Annotated in this window: 24 protein-coding genes; 12 read left to right on the top strand and 12 right to left on the bottom strand. The window is 52.8% G+C overall.

Annotated elements, in window-relative coordinates; genetic code table 11:
* Positions 1-31 precede the first annotated feature (31 nt).
* The 4 genes from solA (at position 32) to ACWKXX_RS03995 (ending at position 2,687) form a co-directional block, all read left to right on the top strand.
* Positions 32-1,150: an N-methyl-L-tryptophan oxidase gene (gene solA / locus ACWKXX_RS04010; RefSeq protein ID WP_284329784.1), complete on the top strand. Its 1,119-nt coding sequence runs from the start codon at positions 32-34 to the stop codon at positions 1,148-1,150.
* Positions 1,151-1,200: 50 nt separating this feature from the next.
* Positions 1,201-1,314 (top strand): YceO family protein, encoded by a 114-nt coding sequence (locus ACWKXX_RS04005; RefSeq protein WP_003858014.1) that lies wholly within the window; start codon positions 1,201-1,203, stop codon positions 1,312-1,314.
* 226 nt (positions 1,315-1,540) lie between these two features.
* Positions 1,541-2,107: a cytochrome b gene (locus ACWKXX_RS04000; protein ID WP_261666305.1), complete on the top strand. Its 567-nt coding sequence runs from the start codon at positions 1,541-1,543 to the stop codon at positions 2,105-2,107.
* Between the two features lies 1 nt (position 2,108).
* Positions 2,109-2,687, top strand: coding sequence for a YceI family protein (locus ACWKXX_RS03995; protein ID WP_017384744.1), 579 nt, complete (start codon positions 2,109-2,111; stop codon positions 2,685-2,687).
* A gap of 38 nt (positions 2,688-2,725) precedes the next feature.
* Here ACWKXX_RS03995 and trhO read toward each other — a convergent pair whose 3' ends face one another.
* Positions 2,726-3,775 carry an oxygen-dependent tRNA uridine(34) hydroxylase TrhO gene (gene trhO, locus ACWKXX_RS03990; protein ID WP_015570841.1) on the bottom strand — a complete coding sequence of 350 codons (1,050 nt, stop codon included), beginning with the start codon at positions 3,773-3,775 and terminating at the stop codon, positions 2,726-2,728.
* 218 nt (positions 3,776-3,993) lie between these two features.
* Here trhO and ACWKXX_RS03985 point away from each other — a divergent pair, with 218 nt between their 5' ends.
* From ACWKXX_RS03985 to ACWKXX_RS03975, 3 genes are all read left to right on the top strand, one after another.
* Positions 3,994-4,920: a Kdo(2)-lipid IV(A) acyltransferase gene (locus ACWKXX_RS03985; RefSeq protein WP_003858019.1), complete on the top strand. Its 927-nt coding sequence runs from the start codon at positions 3,994-3,996 to the stop codon at positions 4,918-4,920.
* A gap of 141 nt (positions 4,921-5,061) precedes the next feature.
* Entirely contained in the window at positions 5,062-6,297 is a 1,236-nt protein-coding gene (mdtG, locus tag ACWKXX_RS03980; RefSeq protein ID WP_017693650.1) for a multidrug efflux MFS transporter MdtG, read from the top strand.
* A gap of 79 nt (positions 6,298-6,376) precedes the next feature.
* On the top strand, positions 6,377-6,751 hold the full coding sequence (locus ACWKXX_RS03975; protein ID WP_015570844.1) for a MysB family protein: 375 nt from the start codon (positions 6,377-6,379) through the stop codon (positions 6,749-6,751).
* Positions 6,752-6,758: 7 nt separating this feature from the next.
* Here ACWKXX_RS03975 and ACWKXX_RS03970 read toward each other — a convergent pair whose 3' ends face one another.
* From ACWKXX_RS03970 to mdoG, 3 genes are all read right to left on the bottom strand, one after another.
* Positions 6,759-6,986, bottom strand: coding sequence for a YceK/YidQ family lipoprotein (locus ACWKXX_RS03970; protein ID WP_015570845.1), 228 nt, complete (start codon positions 6,984-6,986; stop codon positions 6,759-6,761).
* A gap of 63 nt (positions 6,987-7,049) precedes the next feature.
* The gene (mdoH, locus tag ACWKXX_RS03965) at positions 7,050-9,578 is read right to left on the bottom strand and encodes a glucans biosynthesis glucosyltransferase MdoH (protein WP_015570846.1); all 2,529 of its coding nucleotides are present in this window, start codon (positions 9,576-9,578) and stop codon (positions 7,050-7,052) included.
* Entirely contained in the window at positions 9,571-11,124 is a 1,554-nt protein-coding gene (mdoG, locus tag ACWKXX_RS03960; RefSeq protein ID WP_015570847.1) for a glucans biosynthesis protein MdoG, read from the bottom strand. Before mdoG ends, mdoH begins: the two co-directional genes overlap by 8 nt.
* Before the next feature lie 255 nt (positions 11,125-11,379).
* On the opposite strand from mdoG, the gene mdoC reads away from it, so the two are divergent.
* Positions 11,380-12,519, top strand: coding sequence for a glucans biosynthesis protein MdoC (gene mdoC / locus ACWKXX_RS03955; RefSeq protein WP_017384749.1), 1,140 nt, complete (start codon positions 11,380-11,382; stop codon positions 12,517-12,519).
* A gap of 41 nt (positions 12,520-12,560) precedes the next feature.
* Here the strand turns inward: mdoC and ymdB are convergent, their stop codons facing one another.
* The 5 genes from ymdB to csgB form a co-directional block, all read right to left on the bottom strand.
* Positions 12,561-13,097: an O-acetyl-ADP-ribose deacetylase gene (gene ymdB / locus ACWKXX_RS03950; RefSeq protein WP_015570849.1), complete on the bottom strand. Its 537-nt coding sequence runs from the start codon at positions 13,095-13,097 to the stop codon at positions 12,561-12,563.
* A 79-nt stretch (positions 13,098-13,176) separates the two neighbouring features.
* Positions 13,177-13,497 (bottom strand): type 1 fimbrial protein, encoded by a 321-nt coding sequence (locus ACWKXX_RS03945; RefSeq protein WP_017384751.1) that lies wholly within the window; start codon positions 13,495-13,497, stop codon positions 13,177-13,179.
* A gap of 153 nt (positions 13,498-13,650) precedes the next feature.
* The gene (csgC, locus tag ACWKXX_RS03940; protein WP_017384752.1) at positions 13,651-13,983 is read right to left on the bottom strand and encodes a curli assembly chaperone CsgC; all 333 of its coding nucleotides are present in this window, start codon (positions 13,981-13,983) and stop codon (positions 13,651-13,653) included.
* A gap of 55 nt (positions 13,984-14,038) precedes the next feature.
* Positions 14,039-14,494, bottom strand: a complete 456-nt coding sequence (csgA, locus tag ACWKXX_RS03935) for a curli major subunit CsgA (RefSeq protein WP_003858043.1) — start codon at positions 14,492-14,494, stop codon at positions 14,039-14,041.
* Positions 14,495-14,533: 39 nt separating this feature from the next.
* The gene (gene csgB, locus ACWKXX_RS03930; RefSeq protein ID WP_017384753.1) at positions 14,534-14,989 is read right to left on the bottom strand and encodes a curli minor subunit CsgB; all 456 of its coding nucleotides are present in this window, start codon (positions 14,987-14,989) and stop codon (positions 14,534-14,536) included.
* 743 nt (positions 14,990-15,732) lie between these two features.
* Between csgB and csgD the strand changes: the two genes are divergently transcribed.
* From csgD to csgG, 4 genes are read left to right on the top strand one after another with little or no spacing between them, the layout of a single operon-like run.
* Positions 15,733-16,383 carry a biofilm master transcriptional regulator CsgD gene (gene csgD, locus ACWKXX_RS03925; protein ID WP_017384754.1) on the top strand — a complete coding sequence of 217 codons (651 nt, stop codon included), beginning with the start codon at positions 15,733-15,735 and terminating at the stop codon, positions 16,381-16,383.
* A 4-nt stretch (positions 16,384-16,387) separates the two neighbouring features.
* Positions 16,388-16,777 (top strand): curli production assembly/transport protein CsgE, encoded by a 390-nt coding sequence (gene csgE / locus ACWKXX_RS03920; protein ID WP_003858052.1) that lies wholly within the window; start codon positions 16,388-16,390, stop codon positions 16,775-16,777.
* A gap of 26 nt (positions 16,778-16,803) precedes the next feature.
* Positions 16,804-17,220: a curli production assembly/transport protein CsgF gene (csgF, locus tag ACWKXX_RS03915; protein ID WP_261666306.1), complete on the top strand. Its 417-nt coding sequence runs from the start codon at positions 16,804-16,806 to the stop codon at positions 17,218-17,220.
* Between the two features lie 26 nt (positions 17,221-17,246).
* Complete coding sequence (gene csgG, locus ACWKXX_RS03910; RefSeq protein WP_003858055.1) at positions 17,247-18,080, top strand: curli production assembly/transport protein CsgG; 834 nt, start codon at positions 17,247-17,249, stop codon at positions 18,078-18,080.
* Between the two features lie 43 nt (positions 18,081-18,123).
* Here csgG and ACWKXX_RS03905 read toward each other — a convergent pair whose 3' ends face one another.
* From ACWKXX_RS03905 to ACWKXX_RS03895, 3 genes are all read right to left on the bottom strand, one after another.
* On the bottom strand, positions 18,124-18,606 hold the full coding sequence (locus ACWKXX_RS03905; RefSeq protein ID WP_072203222.1) for a DUF1097 domain-containing protein: 483 nt from the start codon (positions 18,604-18,606) through the stop codon (positions 18,124-18,126).
* Positions 18,607-18,702: 96 nt separating this feature from the next.
* Positions 18,703-19,257 carry a TorD/DmsD family molecular chaperone gene (locus ACWKXX_RS03900; protein WP_017693653.1) on the bottom strand — a complete coding sequence of 185 codons (555 nt, stop codon included), beginning with the start codon at positions 19,255-19,257 and terminating at the stop codon, positions 18,703-18,705.
* A 19-nt stretch (positions 19,258-19,276) separates the two neighbouring features.
* Complete coding sequence (locus ACWKXX_RS03895; RefSeq protein WP_261666308.1) at positions 19,277-20,014, bottom strand: phosphatase; 738 nt, start codon at positions 20,012-20,014, stop codon at positions 19,277-19,279.
* Positions 20,015-20,084 lie beyond the last annotated feature (70 nt).

Raw genomic sequence — 20,084 nt, 5'->3', positions numbered from 1 at the left:
CTGCTAACAAAGCGTTAGTAAAGAGAAGCCTATGAAATACGATTTAATCATTATCGGAAGCGGCTCCGTAGGATCTGCCGCCGGTTATTACGCCACGCAGGCGGGTCTGAAAGTGCTGATGATTGACGCCCACCTTCCCCCCCACTCTGAAGGAAGCCATCATGGCGATACCCGTCTGATCCGTCACGCTTACGGTGAAGGTGAACGTTATGTACCGCTGGTGCTTCGGGCTCAGACGCTGTGGGATGAGCTGGCCACACTCACCGAAGATCGCATTTTTGAGCGCACCGGGGTCGTTAACCTGGGGCCAGCCAGCTCCACGTTTCTGGCGACCGTCGAGGAGAGCGCGAAAGCCTACCGCCTGGACGTCGAGCGTCTGGATGCAAACGGCATCATGGCGCGCTGGCCGGAAATTTCTGTTCCTGAAGACTACATTGGATTGTTTGAAGCCAATTCCGGGGTACTGCACAGCGAAACGGCCATTAAGACCTGGATTGATCTCGCCGCCAAAGCGGGCTGCGCGCAGTTGTTTAACTGTCCGGTCACGGGCATCACCCACCATGCCGGGGGTTCAACCGTCACCACCGCTGAAGGTGAATATACCGCCACGCGCCTGCTGGTGAGTGCGGGAACGTGGGTGACGAAACTGCTGCCGGACCTGCCCATCCAGCCGGTGCGAAAAGTCTTCTCCTGGTTCCAGTCTGACGGGCGTTACAGCAGTCAGAACAAATTCCCGGCGTTTACAGGCGAGCTACCCAATGGCGACCAGTTCTACGGTTTTCCCTCGGAAAAAGACGCGCTCAAGATTGGCAAACATAACGGCGGGCAGGTAATTTCCTCTGCGGAAGAACGCAAGCCTTACGGTGCTTATCCGCAGGATGGTTCCGAAGCCTTCACGTTCCTGCGTAATATCCTGCCGGGCGTAGGCGGGTTGCTTTACGGCGCAGCGTGCACCTATGACAACACCCCAGATGAAGACTTTATCATCGACACCCTGCCGGGACACGATAACACCCTGCTCGTAACCGGGCTCAGCGGTCACGGGTTTAAATTTGCCTCTGTGTTAGGTGAAATCGCCGCCCAGTTTGCGCAGGGGATCACACCTTCGTTTGATCTCAAGCCCTTCGCGCTCTCGCGCTTTAACCGATAATACCTCTACAGGCTCCGAATAACCGGGGCCTGTTTAGCGAGAGGGGCATGATGCGCAGACTGGTGAATTACCTTATCAATAACATACGCGAGCATTTCATGCTCTACATTGTTCTTTGGTCGCTGCTGGCGATCATTGACGTTATCTATATTGTATTCTTCTGAAAATTCTCGCTGACGTTTATTGACACTCCTTTAAATTTATTTAACTTATATTTTTTAAAAAACGTCACCTCAAATTTATTGAACGAAGCGATTGAAATACATTGCGGAAACATATTCAAATTCGCTGAAATAAATTAAATAAAAAACATTATTCATTTTTTTCAGTTGCATTATTTATTTAACCCGTCCATTTTTATTGCTCAGTCATTTGAGAACGGAAATTCATATGCAATGGCGTAACTCCTCCCGTCGCTACGGAATAATATCCATGTGTTTACACTGGCTATTTGCACTTGCCGTTTATGCCATGTTTGGTCTCGGCCTCTGGATGGTGACATTAAGCTATTATGACGGTTGGTATCATCAGGCCCCCGAATTGCACAAAAGCATTGGGGTTCTGCTGATGATGGGTCTGGTTTTTCGCGTGATCTGGCGACATATCTCTCCGCCCCCAACAGCGCCCAAAAGCCATAGCCGACTTACCCGCATAAGCGCTGTTGGCGCGCATATCGCACTCTATGCCCTGCTGTTCGCCATTCTGATCAGCGGCTATCTCATTTCCACCGCAGACGGTAAACCGATCAGCGTGTTTGGGCTTTTTGACGTCCCAGCCACATTGGCTGACGCCGGTTCACAGGCTGACACCGCAGGTGTGGTTCATCTGTGGCTGGCATGGAGCGTGGTGATCCTGTCTGTCCTGCATGGCCTTGCGGCCCTGAAACATCACTTTATTGATAAAGACGATACGCTGAAGCGCATGCTTGGCCGTTCGTCAGTTGACTCTGGAGCATAAAATGAAAAAACGCCTGTTGGGTATCGCATTAGGTTCGCTGCTATTTACCACCGGTTCGGCCATTGCCGCTGACTATAAAATTGATAAGGAGGGCCAGCATGCCTTTGTCAATTTCCGTATTCAGCATCTGGGTTACAGCTGGTTATATGGCACATTCAATGATTTCGATGGCACATTTACTTTCGACGAGAAAAACCCTGCTGCCGATAAAGTGAACGTCACCATTAATACCAACAGCGTCGACACTAATCACGCCGAGCGTGATAAACATCTGCGCAGCGCTGAATTTCTGAACGTGGGCAAATTCCCGCAAGCTACTTTCGCGTCGACAGAGGTGAAGAAAGACGGTGATAAGCTCGCTATTACCGGTAATCTGACGCTGAACGGCGTAACAAAACCGGTCACACTGGATGCCAAATTAATTGGACAGGGCGACGATCCGTGGGGTGGCAAACGTGCTGGCTTTGAAGCCGCAGGCAAAATTCATCTAAAAGATTTTAATATCACCACGGATTTAGGCCCGGCATCGCAGGATGTTGAGTTGATTATTTCGGTGGAAGGCGTTCAGCAGAAGTCATAAAACAGGCCCGGCAGGCTTTCGCGCCGCCGGGCAGTGTTTTACTCCGGGTCCGGAATACCCAGTTTGGTATTCAGTCGGCCCCGGGATTTATTAAAGATCTTATTCCCGTTCTCGCGTCCGGCACGGCGACGACGTTGCTCTTCTTCAGGCAAGATACTCTCTTCACTGCACAGCTCGCTACAGCAGCCATTAAACTTCTCGGCACATGCAGGGCACTGAATAAACAGCAGATGACATCCGTCGTTTTTGCAGTTGGTATGCGTATCGCACGGCGTACCGCACTGGTGGCAGTGCGCGATCACGTCCTCTGAAATTCGCTCGCCCATACGCTCGTCAAACACAAAGTTCTTACCGATAAAACGCACCGGTAAACCCTGCTCACGGGCGCGACGGGCATACTCAATGATCCCACCCTCAATGTGCCAGACTTTATTAAACCCGTTGTGCTTCATCCAGGCGCTGGCTTTTTCACAGCGGATCCCCCCGGTGCAGTACATAACGATCTTTTTGTCTTTATGCTCCTGCATCATCTCAACGGCTTTTGGCAGTTGCTCGCGGAAGGTGTCGGCAGGAATTTCCATCGCATTCTCGAAGTGCCCCACTTCATATTCGTAGTGGTTACGCATATCAATGAACACCGCATCCGGATCGTCGAGCATCGCGTTCACTTCAGCGGCCTTCAGGTACTCCCCCACATTAGCGGCATTGAAGCTCGGATCGTCAATGCCATCCGCCACAATACGCTCGCGCACCTTCATGCGCAGCACCCAGAATGATTTACCGTCATCATCCAGCGCAATGTTCAGGCGTAAGCCGTTAAGCGCCGGATCAAACCCGTAAAGGAGGTCGCGGAAGGCGCTGACCTTGCTTTCCGGCACGCTGATCTGCGCGTTAATCCCCTCACGCGCCAGATAGACGCGACCAAACACGTTCAGGGCGGTAAAAGCCTGGTAAAGCGCATCGCGGGTCGCCTGGGGATCATCAATGGTGAAATACTTATAGAAAGAGATCGTTGTGCGCGGTTCAGTTTCGGCCAACATACGCGCTTTCAACATCTCATTCGAAACGCGGTTGTGTAACACTGGCATGGTGTACAAGTCCTGCAATCGTTGAGAATTAAAAATCGGTCGGCATGATATAGCAAACAAAGACAATTTACATCCACACAATTTACGCTACATTTCAGTCAACCTGATTAATCAGACTTAACATTTGCATATTCTTTCATGTTTCGATGACAGACATTTTGGCTATGCCTTAAAAAATGAGACAATATCCTTTCAGGACGTTAGAACACAGGACAGACATGACCCAGTTACCGAAATTTACTGCCGCGCTTTTGCATCCCCGCTATTGGTTAACATGGTCAGGCATTGGCTTGTTGTGGCTAATTGTACAGCTGCCTTATCCCGTCATTTTCCGCATGGGTAAAGGACTGGGCCGCATTGCTCAGCAGTTTATGAAGCGTCGCGCCAGGATCGCGTATCGTAACCTTGAGCTTTGTTTTCCTCAGATGAGTGAATCTGAGCGCCACGACATGGTGGTTAAAAACTTCGAATCTGTCGGCATGGGGCTGATGGAGACCGGTATGGCCTGGTTCTGGTCGGATAAACGCATGGCGCGCTGGACGGAAGTGGCCGGGACCGGCATGGAGCCGGTGCATACTCTTCAGGCCAACCAGACTGGCGTCCTGCTGATTGGCGTTCATTTCCTGACGCTCGAAATTGGCGCGCGCATGTTCGGCATGCAGGCCCCGGGTATTGGCGTTTATCGTCCTAACGATAATCCGGTGATCGATTTGATCCAGACCAACGGACGCATGCGCTCCAATAAAAGCATGATCGATCGCAAAGACCTGAAAGGGATGATCCGCGCCCTGAAATCAGGTGAAGTGGTCTGGTATGCCCCGGATCATGACTATGGCCCGCAATCCAGCGTGTTTGTCCCGTTCTTTGCGGTGGAAGATGCAGCGACGACCACCGGGACCTGGATGCTGGCGCGGATGTCCAAAGCGGCTATCGTGCCGTTTGTACCGCGCCGTAAACCAGACGGTTCAGGCTATCAGCTCATCATGCTGGAGCCGGAACTCGCGCCACCGCTGATTGATGCAGAAACCACCGCCCGCTGGATGAACGGCGTTGTCGAGAAATGCATTATGCTCGCGCCGGAGCAGTACATGTGGTTGCATCGCCGCTTTAAAACCCGGCCTCAGGGCGTCCCTTCCCGGTATTAACCTGCGTGCGGCCTTCCGGGCCGCATGTTGTTTTAGCTTTAAAAGCTCCCCGTCATTGCGGCAATCATACCCCGGGCGCATAATTAGCAGGCTTATTACCTCACTGTTCACGGTGCCCTGCACCTCATTATGCGGATAGTTATGTCCCCCACAGATGCTCCCATAAACTGGAAACGTAACCTGACGGTTGCGTGGCTGGGTTGTTTTCTTACTGGCGCCGCCTTTAGCCTGGTGATGCCCTTCCTGCCCCTCTACGTTGAACAGCTCGGCGTCACCGGACATAGCGCCCTGAATATGTGGTCCGGCCTGGTGTTCAGCATTACGTTCCTGTTCTCCGCCATTGCGTCGCCTTTCTGGGGTGGGCTGGCGGATCGCAAAGGCCGCAAAATTATGCTGCTGCGCTCCGCGCTCGGCATGGCGATCATTATGCTGCTGATGGGGGTGGCGCAGAATGTCTGGCAGTTCCTGATACTACGCGCGCTTCTGGGCCTGCTCGGGGGATTTATCCCTAACGCCAACGCCCTGATCGCCACCCAAATCCCGCGCCAGAAAAGCGGCTGGGCGTTGGGCACGCTATCCACTGGCGGCGTAAGCGGCGCACTGCTGGGCCCACTGGCGGGCGGGCTGCTGGCCGACCACTACGGACTGCGGCCGGTATTCTTCATTACCGCCAGCGTGCTGTTCCTCTGCTTCCTGGTGACGCTTATCTGTATCCGCGAGAATTTCACGCCCGTGGCCAAAAAAGAGATGCTGCACGCCCGGGATGTGCTGGCCTCGCTGAAAAACCCAAAGCTGGTGCTGAGCCTGTTTGTAACCACCATGATTATCCAGGTGGCCACCGGTTCAATCGCGCCTATACTGACGCTCTACGTACGCGACCTGGCGGGAAACGTCAGCAATATCGCCTTTATCAGCGGCCTAATCGCCTCTGTTCCCGGCGTGGCGGCGCTACTGAGCGCGCCGCGGCTCGGCAAGCTGGGAGACCGTATCGGCCCGGAAAAGATCCTGATCTGCGCCCTGATCGTCTCCGTCCTGCTGCTGATCCCCATGGCGTTGGTGCAGTCTCCGTGGCAGCTCGGCGTCCTGCGCTTCCTGCTGGGGGCTGCGGATGGTGCGCTACTCCCGGCTGTACAGACGCTGCTGGTCTATAACTCCACCAACCAGATAGCCGGTCGTATTTTCAGTTATAACCAGTCGTTTCGCGATCTGGGTAACGTCACCGGACCGCTGGTCGGCGCGGGGATTTCGGCCAGCTTCGGTTTCCGGGCGGTCTTTATCGTGACGGCAGGCGTCGTGCTGTTCAACGCCGTTTATTCGTGGCTCAGCTTATCCCGGGCGCTTCGCCCGGCGCGAATAAGACCACATCGTGACGGCTAATTTTCGCATTCATACTTGCAAAATCACATAATCAGCTATTCTTTCCCTGAATACCTTCACGAAAAACAGGGAGACACCAATGACCATGTACGCCACGCTGGAAGAAGCAATTGATGCCGCTCGCGAAGAGTTCCTCGCCGATAATCCCGGCGTTGAGGAAGAAGATGCTGACGTGCAACAACTCAATATCCAAAAATACGTCCTACAGGACGGCGATATTATGTGGCAGGCCGAATTCTTTGCTGATGAAGGTGAAGATGGTGAATGTCTGCCGATACTGAGTGGTGAAGGTGCACAGGCGGTATTCGACGGCGACTATGACGAAATTGAGTTACGTCAGGAGTGGCTGGAAGAAAATACGCTGCACGAATGGGACGAAGGTGAGTTTCAGCTCGAACCGCCGCTGGATACCGAAGAGGGTCAGGCCGCAGCGGACGAATGGGACGAGCGATAAGTCACCGCTACTCGTAGGGGCCGTGGCTGGCATCGATGGGCAGCAGTAGCGTGTCGAAAATCAGCGAAAACGGCAGATCGAGCACGGTGAGATAGCGCCATGCGGAATCACGGACATCCCACTGTACGCCGGGGTAGTACTGATTCCCGTGGCCCTGCCCGGGGATGGTGCGGCTGATGATGCTGCCGCAGCCGCTGAGCAGGCATGCCATCATGATTACAATGACGACTTTCATTGTTAAACCTCTAAAAAAATACCGGCGCTTAAGCCGGTATTTTATTTGGCGGGCAAAGAAGCGTTACTTCGCCTTCAGGGCCAGCGGATTGAGCTTCACGTCCTTGTAGTAGTTCACCCACGAAGAGTATCTCTCCGGCGCGGACCACACGCGGTAGTGAAGCCGTGCCATCGTCACCGGATCGCTCAACAACACCAGACGACGGTCGCGGTTAAGCTTTTCTGGCGTCTCGTTCAGCGCCTGCTCAACGTGGCGATCGCGGGCGATCTCCAGCACCTGGCTGGCGCGGTGACGCGCCGTCGCCATCGCGGTTGCCAGCGCGTTGAATGACGGGTTAAACACGGCATGCATAAAGCCATCATCCAGCGTGCGTTTGCGGTTCTGCTCCAGATAGGTATCGGTATCCACCAGCACCTGCGGCGGAGAATACTCTTCCGGGATCAGGAACAGCTTCCAGCGTTTGGTACGCAGGCCCACCGTGGAACGGCTGGAGATCACCGATACAAACGGCGACAGGATCAGCGAGAACACAATCGGCGCAAGCCAGAACAGGAAACGCAGATCCAGCCAGGCCATACCAACGGCCCACACCAGGCCCAGCAGCAGCTGAGAGCCGTGGCGCATAAAGGCTTCACTCCACGGCGTAGAGTCATCGTCACGCTGCGGTGAATTCCACACCACTTCCCATCCCAGGAACGCGCTCACCACAAACACCGTATGGAACAGCATACGCACCGGCGCCAGCAGGACCGAGAACAGCACTTCCAGCAGCAGTGAAAGGGTCACGCGGCAGAAACCACCGTACTCCTTCGAACCTTTGCACCAGATCAGAATGATACTGAGCAGCTTAGGCAGGAACAGCAGCACCATGGTCGACGCGAACAGCGCGATCGCAAGCTCCGGACGCCACTGCGGCCACACCGGGAACAGCTGGCGCGGTTGCAGGAAATACTGCGGCTCCGTCAGGGCATGCACAACCTGCAACGCGGTTGAGAGCGCCAGGAACATAAACCACAGCGGCGCAGACAGATAGGACATAACGCCCGTCAGGAACACCGCACGGTGAACAGGGTGCATCCCTTTCACCAGGAACAGGCGGAAGTTCATCAGGTTACCGTGACACCAGCGGCGGTCGCGTTTGAGCTCATCCAGCAGGTTCGGCGGCAGCTCTTCATACGAGCCAGGCAGATCATAGGCAATCCAGACGCCCCAACCTGCGCGACGCATCAGCGCAGCTTCCACAAAGTCATGCGACAGAATGGACCCGGCAAACGACCCTTCACCCGGCAGCGGCGCCAGGGCGCAGTGCTCGATGAATGGCTTCACGCGGATAATGGCGTTGTGGCCCCAGTAGTGGGATTCACCCAACTGCCAGAAGTGCAGACCGGCAGTAAACAGCGGCCCGTAGACGCGGGTCGCAAACTGCTGGCAGCGCGCATACAGCGTGTCCATACCGGACGCTTTTGGCGAGGACTGAATAATTCCCGCGTTCGGGTTGGCTTCCATCAGACGGACCAGCCCGCTCAGGCAGTCGCCGCTCATCACGGAGTCTGCATCCAGTACCACCATGTAGCTGTACTGGTTACCCCAGCGACGACAGAAGTCATCGATGTTTCCGCTCTTACGCTTAACACGACGACGACGACGACGGTAGAAGATCTGCCCTTCGCCCTGCACCTCGGCAATCAGCTCCATCCAGGCTTTTTGCTCCGCCACGCAGATATCCGGATTGTAGCTGTCGCTCAGGATATAGACGTCGAAATGCGCCGCGTTACCGGTCGCCTTCACGGACTCCCAGGTAGCACGCAGCCCGGCGAATACGCGGTCAACGTCTTCGTTACAGATAGGCATGATCAGCGCGGTACGGTGCTCAGGATTGAGGGGCTCATCCCCGACCGTCGACGCGGAAATGCTGTATTTGTCACGCCCCATCAGCAGTTGCAGGAAGCCCATCAGCGCCGTCCAGAACCCGGCGGAGACCCAACAGAACAGCACCGCGAACAGCAGAAGAATGCCGCTCTGTAAAATATACGGCAGCAGCTGCATGAAGGAGACCCAGATATCCTGGCCAATCATGTCAGCAGGGTTAATCAACGCCCAGCCCTGGTACGGCAGAATGGTTTTCATGTACCAGGTGGCGACAACCGTCTGCGCCAGCGTCAGCAGCAGCAGAATGTAACGACGAATCGTTCCCACGGTACGCCATTTCTGCTCGGATGCCTGCTGTTCTTTGGTCAGACGTGACAGATAGCGCGGCGTCACGTCACGCCCACGCAGGCGATCCCAGAAGCGGCCCACCGGGTTGGTGCGCCACGGATCGGGGAACATGGAGGAACGCGTGGCCTTCGGCATCGCCTGTAGCTGGTCACGCCCTTCGTCATCCTTGATTAGCTGCCCTTCTGCCAGCGAGTCCGGCCATGCCTGCTCCAGACGTGCCTTCACTGACCCCAGCGGCGTATCATCATCACGGGAAAAGTGACGATGTTCACCATCCAGCGCGGTGTGAACCGCGCGGATGTCGCTCGCAGGGAGTGCCGCTTTTTCAATGTCCGTCAGCGGCATGGCATCAATATATTCAGATGTATTATTCATTGGCAGGTAGCTGATAGCTCCAGGTTTCACTCAGCGGCTTATCGTTACTGACCAGCGCGGCGCGCATTTCAGTGGTCTGTTTCGGATCTTTCACCTTCACGCGCAGGGTCAAACGCCACCCTTTGGTGACCGGGTTGTAACGCACGGCGTTCTCAACGATTTCACCGTTATCGCCAATGCTGGCCTGTGCCGTCACGGCAGTATCCGGGGCCAGTTTTTTCATATCCTGCCCGGTGAAGTCCACGATAAATGCCAGCGTGCCATCCGGCTGACGAATCAGGTTGGACTGCTTCACGTCACCCGTCGAACGACGCGTCTGCATCACATACGCGTTATCCGGCGCATGCAGCTTGTCTTCGTCACGGCTGAAGGTGATCGCATACTTGAAGTTCATCTCTTTACCGGCTTCCGGCAACTGATCCGGTGTCCAGTACGCCACAATGTTATCGTTGGTTTCATCGTTAGTTGGAATTTCAACCAGCTCAACCTTGCCTTTACCCCAGTCGCCTTTCGGCGTAACCCAGGCGCTTGGACGGAGATCGTAGCGGTCATCCAGATCTTCAAAGCGGGAGAACTGACGGCCACGTTGCAGCAGACCAAAGCCCTGCGGGTTTTCCATCGCAAAGCTGCTGACGGCGAGGTGTTTCGGGTTGTTCAGCGGACGCCAGATCCACTCGCCGTTACCCGCATGAATGGAAAGGCCATTGGAATCATGCAGTTCAGGACGGAAGTTGGTCGCCGGAGAGGGCTGGTTCGGCCCGAACAGGAACATGCTGGTCAGCGGCGCGACGCCCAGTTTGCCCACTTTATCGCGCAGGTAAACTTTAGACTGTACGTCAACCACCGTGTCACGCCCTGGCATGATCACGAAGCGATAAGCGCCTGTCGCACGAGGGGAGTCCAGCAGCGCATAAATTGTCAGACGTTTGTCGGTTGGTTTTGGACGTTCGATCCAGAACTCGCGAAAACGTGGAAATTCTTCACCTGATGGCAGCGCGGTATCAATTGCCAGACCGCGCGCAGAAAGCCCGTACACCTGCCCCGCGCCAATCACGCGGAAGTAGCTGGCGCCAAGCATGCTGACGATTTCGTCGTTTTTATCTTTGCTGTTAATCGGATAAAGCACCTTGAAGCCTGCGAAGCCGAGGTCTTTTACCGTGTCTTTATCGTGTTGCACATCGCCAAAATTGAAATAATCCGGGCTGTACTTGATTTTGCGTACCGCGGTCGCCGTCACTTCGTTGATGGCAACCGGCGTGTCGAAGTACATACCCTGGTGGTAAAATTCAAGCTTGAACGGGGTTTTAATATTGTTCCAGTACGCTTTATCGTGATTGAACTGGATCTGCTGATAGTCCGCGTATTTCATGTCGCGGAAAACGGAGGGCAGGTTACTTTTTGGCGCTTCGTAGCTCTTGCCCGCCATCGATTTAGCCTGTTTTGCGACATCATCGATGTTAAAGGCCAGTGCAGATGAGGTATACAGTGACAACAGCACTGCTACACCCAACCAACGCATTTTCATCATTTGTGGTTTATGTTTCATAATAAGTAAGCACTTCCCCCTTTGTGTGCTTATATCGATCCGATCCATTTTAATGGAAACTCAGGCAATCCGACAACATTATCACTGCTTTGTTCAGCTCGCTGGCTCATGGATTAAGCAAATGAAAGAACCCGCTTTTCACTTTGCGTGCTTATCCTGGAGACAGGGTGTCGGTCTTGGTGTAGGGTTGGCTCCGAATGTAACCATTATGAGCCTTAGGGATAAGGCGAAAAGTCTGAGAATGCGCAAAGTTATATGAGCACAACCCCTGTACAACGTGAATATTTCCTCGACTCGATCCGCGCATGGCTCATGCTATTGGGGATCCCTTTTCATATTTCACTGATCTATTCCAGCCACACCTGGCACGTGAACAGCCAGATGCCCTCCTGGTGGCTGACGCTGTTTAATGATTTTATCCATGCCTTCCGCATGCAGGTGTTTTTTGTCATTTCCGGTTATTTCTCTTACATGCTCTTCTTGCGCTACCCCCTCAAACGATGGTGGAAAGTGCGCGTGGAGCGCGTGGGCATACCGATGTTGACGGCCATTCCGCTGCTGACGCTGCCGCAGTTCATCATGTTGCAGCATGTTAAAGGCAAGGCGGAAAACTGGCCGAATCTCTCCTTCTATGAGAAATACAACACCCTGGTCTGGGAGCTGATTTCCCACCTCTGGTTCCTGCTGGTACTGGTGGTGCTAACCACGGTGAGTTTGTTGATCTTCAGCCAGCTGCGCCAGCGTGCGAGCACCGCATCCTCGACCTTCTTCGCCAACATCACCCTGGGCAAGCTGTCTCTGCTGTTTCTTGCGCTGGGGGTCGCGTATGCCGCCGTCAGGCGTACCCTGCTCATTGTCTACCCTCCCATTCTGAGCGATGGGCTGTTTAATTTCGTGGTGATGCAGACCCTGTTTTACATTCCCTTCTTCCTGATTGGGGCGCTGGCATTTATTCATCCTCGGCTTAAAGCGCTGTTTACCACCCCCTCCCCCTGGTGTGCGGTGGGTGCTGCGCTGGCCTTTGCCGCCTATCTTCTCAATCAGCGCTATGGCAGCGGGGACGCGTGGATGTATGAGACAGAGAGCGTGATAACGATGCTGATGGGCCTGTGGATGGTTAACGTGGTGTTCGCCCTTGGCCATCGTCTGCTGAATTTTAAATCCAGTCGCGTCACCTATTTCGTTAATGCTTCGCTGTTTATCTACCTGGTTCACCATCCGCTGACGCTGTTTTTCGGGGCGTACATAACGCCGCATATCGCCTCGAATGCGCTGGGCTTCTTCACCGGCCTGGTCTTTGTGGTTGGCATTGCCATCGTGTTGTATGAAATCCATCTGCGGATCCCGCTTTTGCGTTTCCTGTTCTCAGGCAAACCTCAGGTTAAAGCGGGATAACAAAACGGCGCCTCCAGGGCGCCGTTTTTGCACTTCAGACATCAAAATGCCTGGCTGCGCGCGGTCAAAATCCGCTGATACAGGTCGGCGGTGTGCTCATCGAAACAGACAAAAATGACTTTTTCCGGCATGGGTTTGAGGGAAAGGTAGTGATAAACGGTATTCACGGCGATTGTAGCTGCCGCTTCCTTTGGATAACCGTACACGCCGGTGCTAATGGCGGGGAACGCCATGGTCTTATACCCGTTATCCGCCGCAAGCCGCAGGCAGTTCCGATACGCCTGCTCCAGAATCTCAGCCTCATGGCGGTCGCCACCGTGCCAGACGGGTCCAACGGTATGGATCACCGCTTTGGCCGGGAGATCGCCTGCAAGCGTAATAACAGCATGCCCCGGCGGGCACTCTCCCTGCTGCTGACGCACGGTTTTGCATGCTTCAAGGAGTTGAGGGCCTGCGGCCCGGTGAATGGCACCGTCCACCCCGCCCCCACCCATCAGGGAGGAATTGGCTGCGTTGACGATCACGTCAACGTGTACCGTCGTGATATCGCCATGAATAACGTCGATTTGCGGTCTCATAAACACCCTCTGCAACCCGCCTTTTTCATCAGTGTATCGCAGAGGGAGAAGGAGAAAAACTGCCGTGAAAAAACGTCGGTTAGCGGTAATCCACCTGAACGACCGCAAGCGTTTTCTGTTCATTCAGGTATTTCATGCTGACAGCGGCCAGAGCTGAATGAGGATGATGGCCCCGGAGCGCCTCGTCATAACTGATGGTATGCGTTTTCATACGGTTATTTTCCGGACAGGAGATCGCAAACTGCTGATGCCGGGGCGTGACTTCGCACGGGTCAGCGACCACCGCGCCACGAAAATGAATCACCCCACCATTTTCTATAGTTGCTGAATAAGCCGGAGATAAAAAAGAGGACAGGATCAGTCCCAGACCAGAAATAATACACGCTGCGGATTTGAACATTATTTGTACTCCTCAATGAAATTCGTCCTTGAGGGGTAAAAACGCTCCGTTATGACGTATCAATTTAAGCAACCCGATGACTGGGTTCTTGATATCAGCATAGCTTACCTGTGCAGCGCCGCCACTTTATTAAATCATTGATTTCATGAATTATTAAAGCGTACTTACCGGTGCGTTCCACTGCTGTGATAAATGAAGCGATTTTCCATCGGAAACGGTGACGATTATTTTTACCGCATCCCCTGAACGAATATTTAAACTGATTCGCGTTAAATCAATCGGCTGATTAGCGGGTATAAAAAGAGTATTTTTCTGCCGCGATGTACTTTGTCCCGCTTGCCCCTGTCGGACAGATAACACCTCAACCTGACATTCGCAGGCGTCTGCCAGCGTGACCTGAGGAATAATGGTTGTCATATTTGCCTGCTGTGAGGTGCTGAACGTTATCTGGCTGGCAAGCGCGGCAAGGAGAATGAAGGTGCTCATGAGATCCTCCCGAAAAAAAACAGGGCACATGCCCTGTTTTTGGTACAGAAATGAATCAGTACTGATGTGCGGTCGCGTTGTTGCCAAAGCCAACCTGGTGCACAGTCACCGTTGAGCCGGACGCTGTCTGGTCTACCGCCGCGCCGTTGCCGCCGCCGAACTGTTTCACGTTGATAACAGAGTCTTTGCTATTCCACTGGTCGATGGTGGCGCTGTTACCAAAGCCTTTTTGCAGCAGATCGATAGAACTGTCATCAGAGCCCTGACCAACATCTGCGCCGTTACCGCCACCGTGCTGGGTAATGGTCAATTCAGAATCTCGGGCGTCCGTCTGCAAAGCAAGCGCGGAGTTACCGCCGCCGTACTGGTAAATGCTCAGGGTTGAGTCAGGGCCGTTATTGCCGCCACCCCAGCCACCTCCGTGGCCGCCGCCAAATTGTGGTACCGCACCTGCGAAAGCACTGCCAGAAACTACGATTGCTGCAATAACTGCCACTTTGAAAAGTTTCATGGTAAACCCCCATCGGATTGATTAAGGCGTCACACATCGCTAGCGTTGAATAACGCGAATAGCCATTTGCGACTGTCTCTGTACTACAACTGCTGTTTTCTGCGTACCATACTGCGTTATATTCGCCCTGTTACCCGAGCCTTTCTGGATAATCATGGCGGTGTTGCCAAAAGCGCCCTGCTTAATACTCGCATCGTTGCCGTTACCGGTCTGATCGATATAAGCAAGGTTATACGTCCCTGACTGATCAACATGCGCGCGGTTATTCCCGCCCTCCTGGGAAATAATGGACAGCAATTTAGAACCGCCCTGGCGTACATCAGCATTATTACCTGAACCCTGTTGACCAATAATGGCTGCCTGATTGTATGAAGCTTTACTTAATTCATTTATCGCAAAATTATATTCAGAACTGGCTAAATCTGAATCACCTGCGATTACAAACCCAGGCGCACCCAGTAATGTAAACATCATAAATAACATTTTGTTTTTCATGCTGTCACCCTGGACCTGGCTATAAAATAGGTATGTCTTTACCCGTTAACGCGATTCGTTTTGTTAACGCCGCGTTACGGAAAAGAGTATGTCTGCCGAAACATATTTAATATCTCACCCGTGTGCCTTATTTTTATATGCTCATTCACCTCAAAGTCGTAAATCTCGCCTGAAACGACGCGACACACCACTAATGCAGAAATAAATTCTTGTCTGAGCGTCTGGACAACAGCGAGACAGGCTGTCCAACCTGTACCGGCTTCTACAGACAAACATGGCAATGTCTTTTGCCAGGTGCGTGACACGAAGCAAGTTTTCTTAAGAAAAATTTCCAGCTTAGAGAAGTCTTAACTTTTTAGCTGAGTTCATACTTTTTACCGGCTGGCTTACAATAATTAAAAGCTCAATAATTCAACTCTTTATAATATATTGTATGACTTTCAAAATCTGTGCACGTTTATACACCTGTACAACTTTCCCCTTATCTTAAAATCTATTCACTCTGCAAAATACACAACTTAATATCGAATTTTACATTCTGTTACATGATTAACACTTGCTTTAAAGTTTGCAATAGCTAGATTGAAAACAGCAGTACGTTATTTGTTTTTAATTTTACCGCCTCCTTTGGAGGAAGGTTTTTTAACTACACACAGCAGTGCCACACCTGTCAGTACTTCTGGTGCCTTTTTCAATAATACGAGGGCAGCTGCCGGGTGTCATAAATAACGTGGGGTTTCATCATGTTTAATGAAGTCCATAGCTTACCCGGTCATACATTATTGTTGATCACAAAACCTTCCCTACAAGCGACAGCGTTATTGCAGCATTTAAAACAATGCCTCTCGCTTAACGGGAAACTGCATAATATTCAACGTTCTTTTGATGATATCGCTCCTGGCAGCATCATTCTTCTCGATATGATGGAAGCGGATAAAAAACTGGTCCATTACTGGCAGGATAATTTAAGCAGGAAAAACAATAATATCCGCGTATTGTTATTAAATACGCCTGATGAGTATCCTTTCCGCGATATTGAGAGCTGGCCGCATATTAACGGCGTGTTTTACGTCACTGAAGAAGAAAACCGTGTCGTGGAGGGTTTGCAGGGCATATTGCGGGGGGAGTGTTATTTCTCGCAAAAACTGGCCAGCTACCTCATTACCCACTCCGGAAATTATCGCTATAACAGTTCAGAATCTGCACTTCTGACGCACCGTGAGAAAGAGATCCTGAACAAACTGCGTATTGGTGCTTCAAATATTGAAATCGCCCGTTCGTTATTTATCAGCGAAAATACGGTTAAGACGCATCTTTATAATCTTTTCAAAAAGATAGCTGTTAAAAATCGCACGCAGGCGGTGTCGTGGGCAAACGATAACCTCAGGCGTTAATAGCATGAAACGCACCCTAAGTTGGATTGCCGCAGCAGGCATTATGCTTGCTGCCGGAAACCTTCAGGCTGTTGAGGTGGAAGTTCCCGGACTGTTGACCGACCACACCGTCACCTCTGTCGGACACGATTTTTATCGTGCCTTCAGCGATAAGTGGGAAAGCGATTATCCGGGTAACTTAACCATCAACGAACGGCCCAGTGCGCGGTGGGGAAGCTGGATCACAATAACCGCTAATCAGGACGTTATTTACCAGACTTTTTTATTCCCAACGAAAAGAGACTTCGATCAGAACGTCGCTTTCGCGCTGGCACAAACAGAAGAAGCTATTAACCGCCTACAGTTAGACAAAGCCCTTTTGAGCACAGGCGATTTAGCAAAAGATGAGTTCTAGCAACGACACCTATTTCGGAGGCTGTAATGCGTCTCGCACACACAGTGATTTCGTTAATGCTCATTGCGCCGTTGAGCTGGGCCGGAAATATGACATTCCAGTTCCGCAACCCTAATTTTGGCGGCAACCCGAATAACGGAGCCTTTATGCTTAACCAGGCTCAGGCTCAACACTCTTATAAAGACCCCAGCTATGACGATGATTTCGGTATCGAGACCCCGTCGGCCCTGGATAATTTCACTCAGGCCATCCAGTCGCAAATATTAGGTGGCTTATTAACCAACATTAATACCGGAAAACCCGGCCGGATGGTCACTAACGACTTTATCGTCGATATTGCCAATAAAGACGGGCAGCTTCAGTTAAATGTGACAGACCGAAAAACCGGTAAAACGTCGACAATCCAGGTTTCCGGTTTGCAGACCAGTTCAACTGATTTCTAAACAACCCCGAAATAAGGACAATTATTATGCAGCGCTTTTTTATTTTAGTTGCAGTGTGCTTATTAAGCGGTTGTTTAACTGCCCCGCCAAAAGAAGCCGCTAAACCCACCCTGATGCCTCGTGCCCAGAGCTACCGGGATCTGACGCATCTGCCGGTCCCTACCGGGAAGATATTCGTCTCGGTCTATAACATTCAGGATGAGACGGGCCAGTTCAAACCGTATCCGGCCAGTAACTTCTCGACGGCCGTACCGCAGAGCGCCACCGCGATGCTGGTCACCGCCCTGAAAGATTCTCGCTGGTTTATCCCGCTGGAACGTCAGGGGCTGCAAAACCTGCTTAACGAACGAAAAATCATTCGTGCCGCGCAGGAGAATGGTACCGTTGGCGTCAATAACCGCATGCCGCTACAGTCTCTCACCGCAGCCAATATCATGGTGGAAGGCTCGATTATCGGCTACGAAAGTAACGTGAAATCGGGCGGCGCGGGTGCGCGTTACTTTGGCATCGGGGCCGACACGCAGTATCAGCTGGATCAGATTGCCGTCAACCTGCGCGTGGTTAACGTGAGCACGGGTGAGATATTATCCTCCGTGACCACCAGCAAAACGATTCTCTCTTATGAAGTGCAGGCCGGGGTGTTCCGGTTTATCGATTACCAGCGTCTGCTGGAGGGTGAAATTGGCTATACCTCTAACGAGCCGGTCATGCTGTGTCTGATGTCGGCCATCGAAACCGGCGTGATTTTCCTGATTAATGACGGTATCGATCGCGGCTTGTGGGATCTTCAGAATAAAAGTGACGTGAGTAATGCGGTGCTGGTGAAATACCGTGAGATGTCGGTGCCGCCGGAGTCATAATCGGCGGCGCATAAAAAAGGCGAGATTTCCGTCTCGCCTTTTTTTATTTACTTACCGCAGGAACGCTCTGGCTCTTCTCGCGTCGGGCCGCAAGCCAGAGGCCGCTGTTCTTCATGGCGTAGCCAAACAGTAATCCCAGCATGAGCGAAGGGACCACCAGCTTCCAGTCCCCCTGCCCCGCAAAGGTCGCGCAGGCACCCATGAACGTGCCGGGCACAAAGGACAACAGCAGATGTTTTGCCTGAACGCACATCAGGAAGGCCACAATGCCGGTGATGGCGTACCCCAGGATTTCCACCTGCGGCGCCAGCGCGCTGCCTTTCATAATGACCAGCGCCCAAATCACACCGCTCATCAGAGTACAGCCGGAGATGAAGAGCCCTTTGAGACCACCCTGCGGGCAGGCGAAATAGGCCGTGCAGCCAAGAAAACCAGCCCAGCTCAACAAGCCGAGAGAGACAGCCACCCAACCCCAGAGGCCGGAGAGGATGCCAGTCGTGATTGCAATACAAAGTAGTATGTTCATGGTGCGCATCTTAGCAGATGCGCACCATAGAAATGAGATCAGAAGCACATTACGTGCAAGTTGAAATGTATCGTTGCAGGATTTTTGTGATTCAAATCACTCTTCGTTCTCTTCTTCCAGCTCGTCCCACATGGCAGCGATGGCGTCACGCGTCAGCGGAGCCAGCGCTCTCCAGAACGGCGAGGTGGCATGGGCTTCAACTTTACCCAGGAAGGTGCCAACCCACGGAAGCAAATACGTTTCGAACAGGGTTTCAATCGCCTCGTTCTCATCATCACCTGCATTATCTTCAATCCAGGAGGCCGCCAGCAGCAGGGTACCGATATGATCGGCAGGCATATCCGTCAGCGGCATGCCGCGTTCTGAAAGAAACGCCCGAACTTCCGCTTCGGTCGCACCTTCCTGCCAGGCAGAACGATACGGCGACACGCGACACTCTTCCCCCACAAACAGCGCGTTGTAATCCGTTGAAATCTGCTGCATATCGCAGCTTTTTTGCAAGCGTTCCAGCAACTCATCCTGTTCCAGCGGCCAGCTCTGCGCCAGTTTACCTTCACGAATCAGGGTAAACAGCGGAACCAGCAGCGGATCCTGCGGCTGGCGGTAATATAAGGTGCCCAGCACGCGGCAAAGGATGGAAAACTCATTCATGTTTTTATTCCGTTATTAATTAAAGATCGGCAAATTCATCAATCGGTGCCATGCCGCGCGACTCAAGGAAGTCGAGCATACGACGCGGCGTGACGTTCAGGATCTGTTCTTCCGGGAAATTCACGTCCCGCAATATTTTCAGGCACTCGCTGAAATCACCCAGCGTGAAGGCCGTGTGTGAATCAGAGCCCAGCGCCACCATGCCGCCCGCGTCACGCACGGCCGCCGCCACTTCGCGGCAGTTGGCTTCACTGCCCCTACGCGAGTGAACAAAGGAGGAGTTGTTAATCTCCAGCGCCACGCGGTGCTTCGCTGCCGCCTGCGCCACGGCCTGAATATCAATCGGGTATTTCGGATTTCCCGGGTGGCTGATAATGTGCACGTTGCCGCTGGCAATAGTGGCAATCATCGCTGCGGTGTTGGTCTCTTTATCCTGGGGCGCAAAGACCGGCTCGTGGAAGCCAGCGAGGATCAGATCTAACGAGGACAGCATCGGGCCGGTGCAGTCAATCTCACCGTCAGTATTTTTGATGTTCGCTTCGATGCCGCGCAGTATCCCGATACCGTCCACCAGGCGTGGCCAGATACGCATATTCACAAAATGCCAGTAGTGCGGCGCATCCGCCATATCCGGACCGTGATCGGTTATCGCAAACAGTTTAATGCCTTTCAGCTTCGCCTGAGCGATATAATCATGGAGGTTACTGTAAGCGTGGGTACTGGCGACGGTGTGCATATGCAGGTCAACGGGATACATCTTTCTCTCCTCTGCGGTTTTTCCAAAGGATAGCAGTTATCAGCGGCGAATATTAGCAAAAACCCGGCGA

This window comes from Enterobacter sp. UPMP2061 (assembly GCF_053709615.1).
Note: the sequence above shows the minus strand (reverse complement) of the source record. Positions and strands in the feature narration are given on the sequence as shown.

Bases quoted from the DNA above. Each gene is read 5' to 3' on its own strand.
- solA (WP_284329784.1), top strand. From the start codon at position 32: ATGAAATACGATTTAATCATTATCGGAAGCGGCTCCGTAGGATCTGCC.
- ACWKXX_RS04005 (WP_003858014.1), top strand. From the start codon at position 1,201: ATGCGCAGACTGGTGAATTACCTTATCAATAACATACGCGAGCATTTC.
- ACWKXX_RS04000 (WP_261666305.1), top strand. From the start codon at position 1,541: ATGCAATGGCGTAACTCCTCCCGTCGCTACGGAATAATATCCATGTGT.
- ACWKXX_RS03995 (WP_017384744.1), top strand. From the start codon at position 2,109: ATGAAAAAACGCCTGTTGGGTATCGCATTAGGTTCGCTGCTATTTACC.
- trhO (WP_015570841.1), bottom strand. From the start codon at position 3,775: ATGCCAGTGTTACACAACCGCGTTTCGAATGAGATGTTGAAAGCGCGT.
- ACWKXX_RS03985 (WP_003858019.1), top strand. From the start codon at position 3,994: ATGACCCAGTTACCGAAATTTACTGCCGCGCTTTTGCATCCCCGCTAT.
- mdtG (WP_017693650.1), top strand. From the start codon at position 5,062: ATGTCCCCCACAGATGCTCCCATAAACTGGAAACGTAACCTGACGGTT.
- ACWKXX_RS03975 (WP_015570844.1), top strand. From the start codon at position 6,377: ATGACCATGTACGCCACGCTGGAAGAAGCAATTGATGCCGCTCGCGAA.
- ACWKXX_RS03970 (WP_015570845.1), bottom strand. From the start codon at position 6,986: ATGAAAGTCGTCATTGTAATCATGATGGCATGCCTGCTCAGCGGCTGC.
- mdoH (WP_015570846.1), bottom strand. From the start codon at position 9,578: ATGAATAATACATCTGAATATATTGATGCCATGCCGCTGACGGACATT.
- mdoG (WP_015570847.1), bottom strand. From the start codon at position 11,124: ATGAAACATAAACCACAAATGATGAAAATGCGTTGGTTGGGTGTAGCA.
- mdoC (WP_017384749.1), top strand. From the start codon at position 11,380: ATGAGCACAACCCCTGTACAACGTGAATATTTCCTCGACTCGATCCGC.
- ymdB (WP_015570849.1), bottom strand. From the start codon at position 13,097: ATGAGACCGCAAATCGACGTTATTCATGGCGATATCACGACGGTACAC.
- ACWKXX_RS03945 (WP_017384751.1), bottom strand. From the start codon at position 13,497: ATGTTCAAATCCGCAGCGTGTATTATTTCTGGTCTGGGACTGATCCTG.
- csgC (WP_017384752.1), bottom strand. From the start codon at position 13,983: ATGAGCACCTTCATTCTCCTTGCCGCGCTTGCCAGCCAGATAACGTTC.
- csgA (WP_003858043.1), bottom strand. From the start codon at position 14,494: ATGAAACTTTTCAAAGTGGCAGTTATTGCAGCAATCGTAGTTTCTGGC.
- csgB (WP_017384753.1), bottom strand. From the start codon at position 14,989: ATGAAAAACAAAATGTTATTTATGATGTTTACATTACTGGGTGCGCCT.
- csgD (WP_017384754.1), top strand. From the start codon at position 15,733: ATGTTTAATGAAGTCCATAGCTTACCCGGTCATACATTATTGTTGATC.
- csgE (WP_003858052.1), top strand. From the start codon at position 16,388: ATGAAACGCACCCTAAGTTGGATTGCCGCAGCAGGCATTATGCTTGCT.
- csgF (WP_261666306.1), top strand. From the start codon at position 16,804: ATGCGTCTCGCACACACAGTGATTTCGTTAATGCTCATTGCGCCGTTG.
- csgG (WP_003858055.1), top strand. From the start codon at position 17,247: ATGCAGCGCTTTTTTATTTTAGTTGCAGTGTGCTTATTAAGCGGTTGT.
- ACWKXX_RS03905 (WP_072203222.1), bottom strand. From the start codon at position 18,606: ATGAACATACTACTTTGTATTGCAATCACGACTGGCATCCTCTCCGGC.
- ACWKXX_RS03900 (WP_017693653.1), bottom strand. From the start codon at position 19,257: ATGAATGAGTTTTCCATCCTTTGCCGCGTGCTGGGCACCTTATATTAC.
- ACWKXX_RS03895 (WP_261666308.1), bottom strand. From the start codon at position 20,014: ATGTATCCCGTTGACCTGCATATGCACACCGTCGCCAGTACCCACGCT.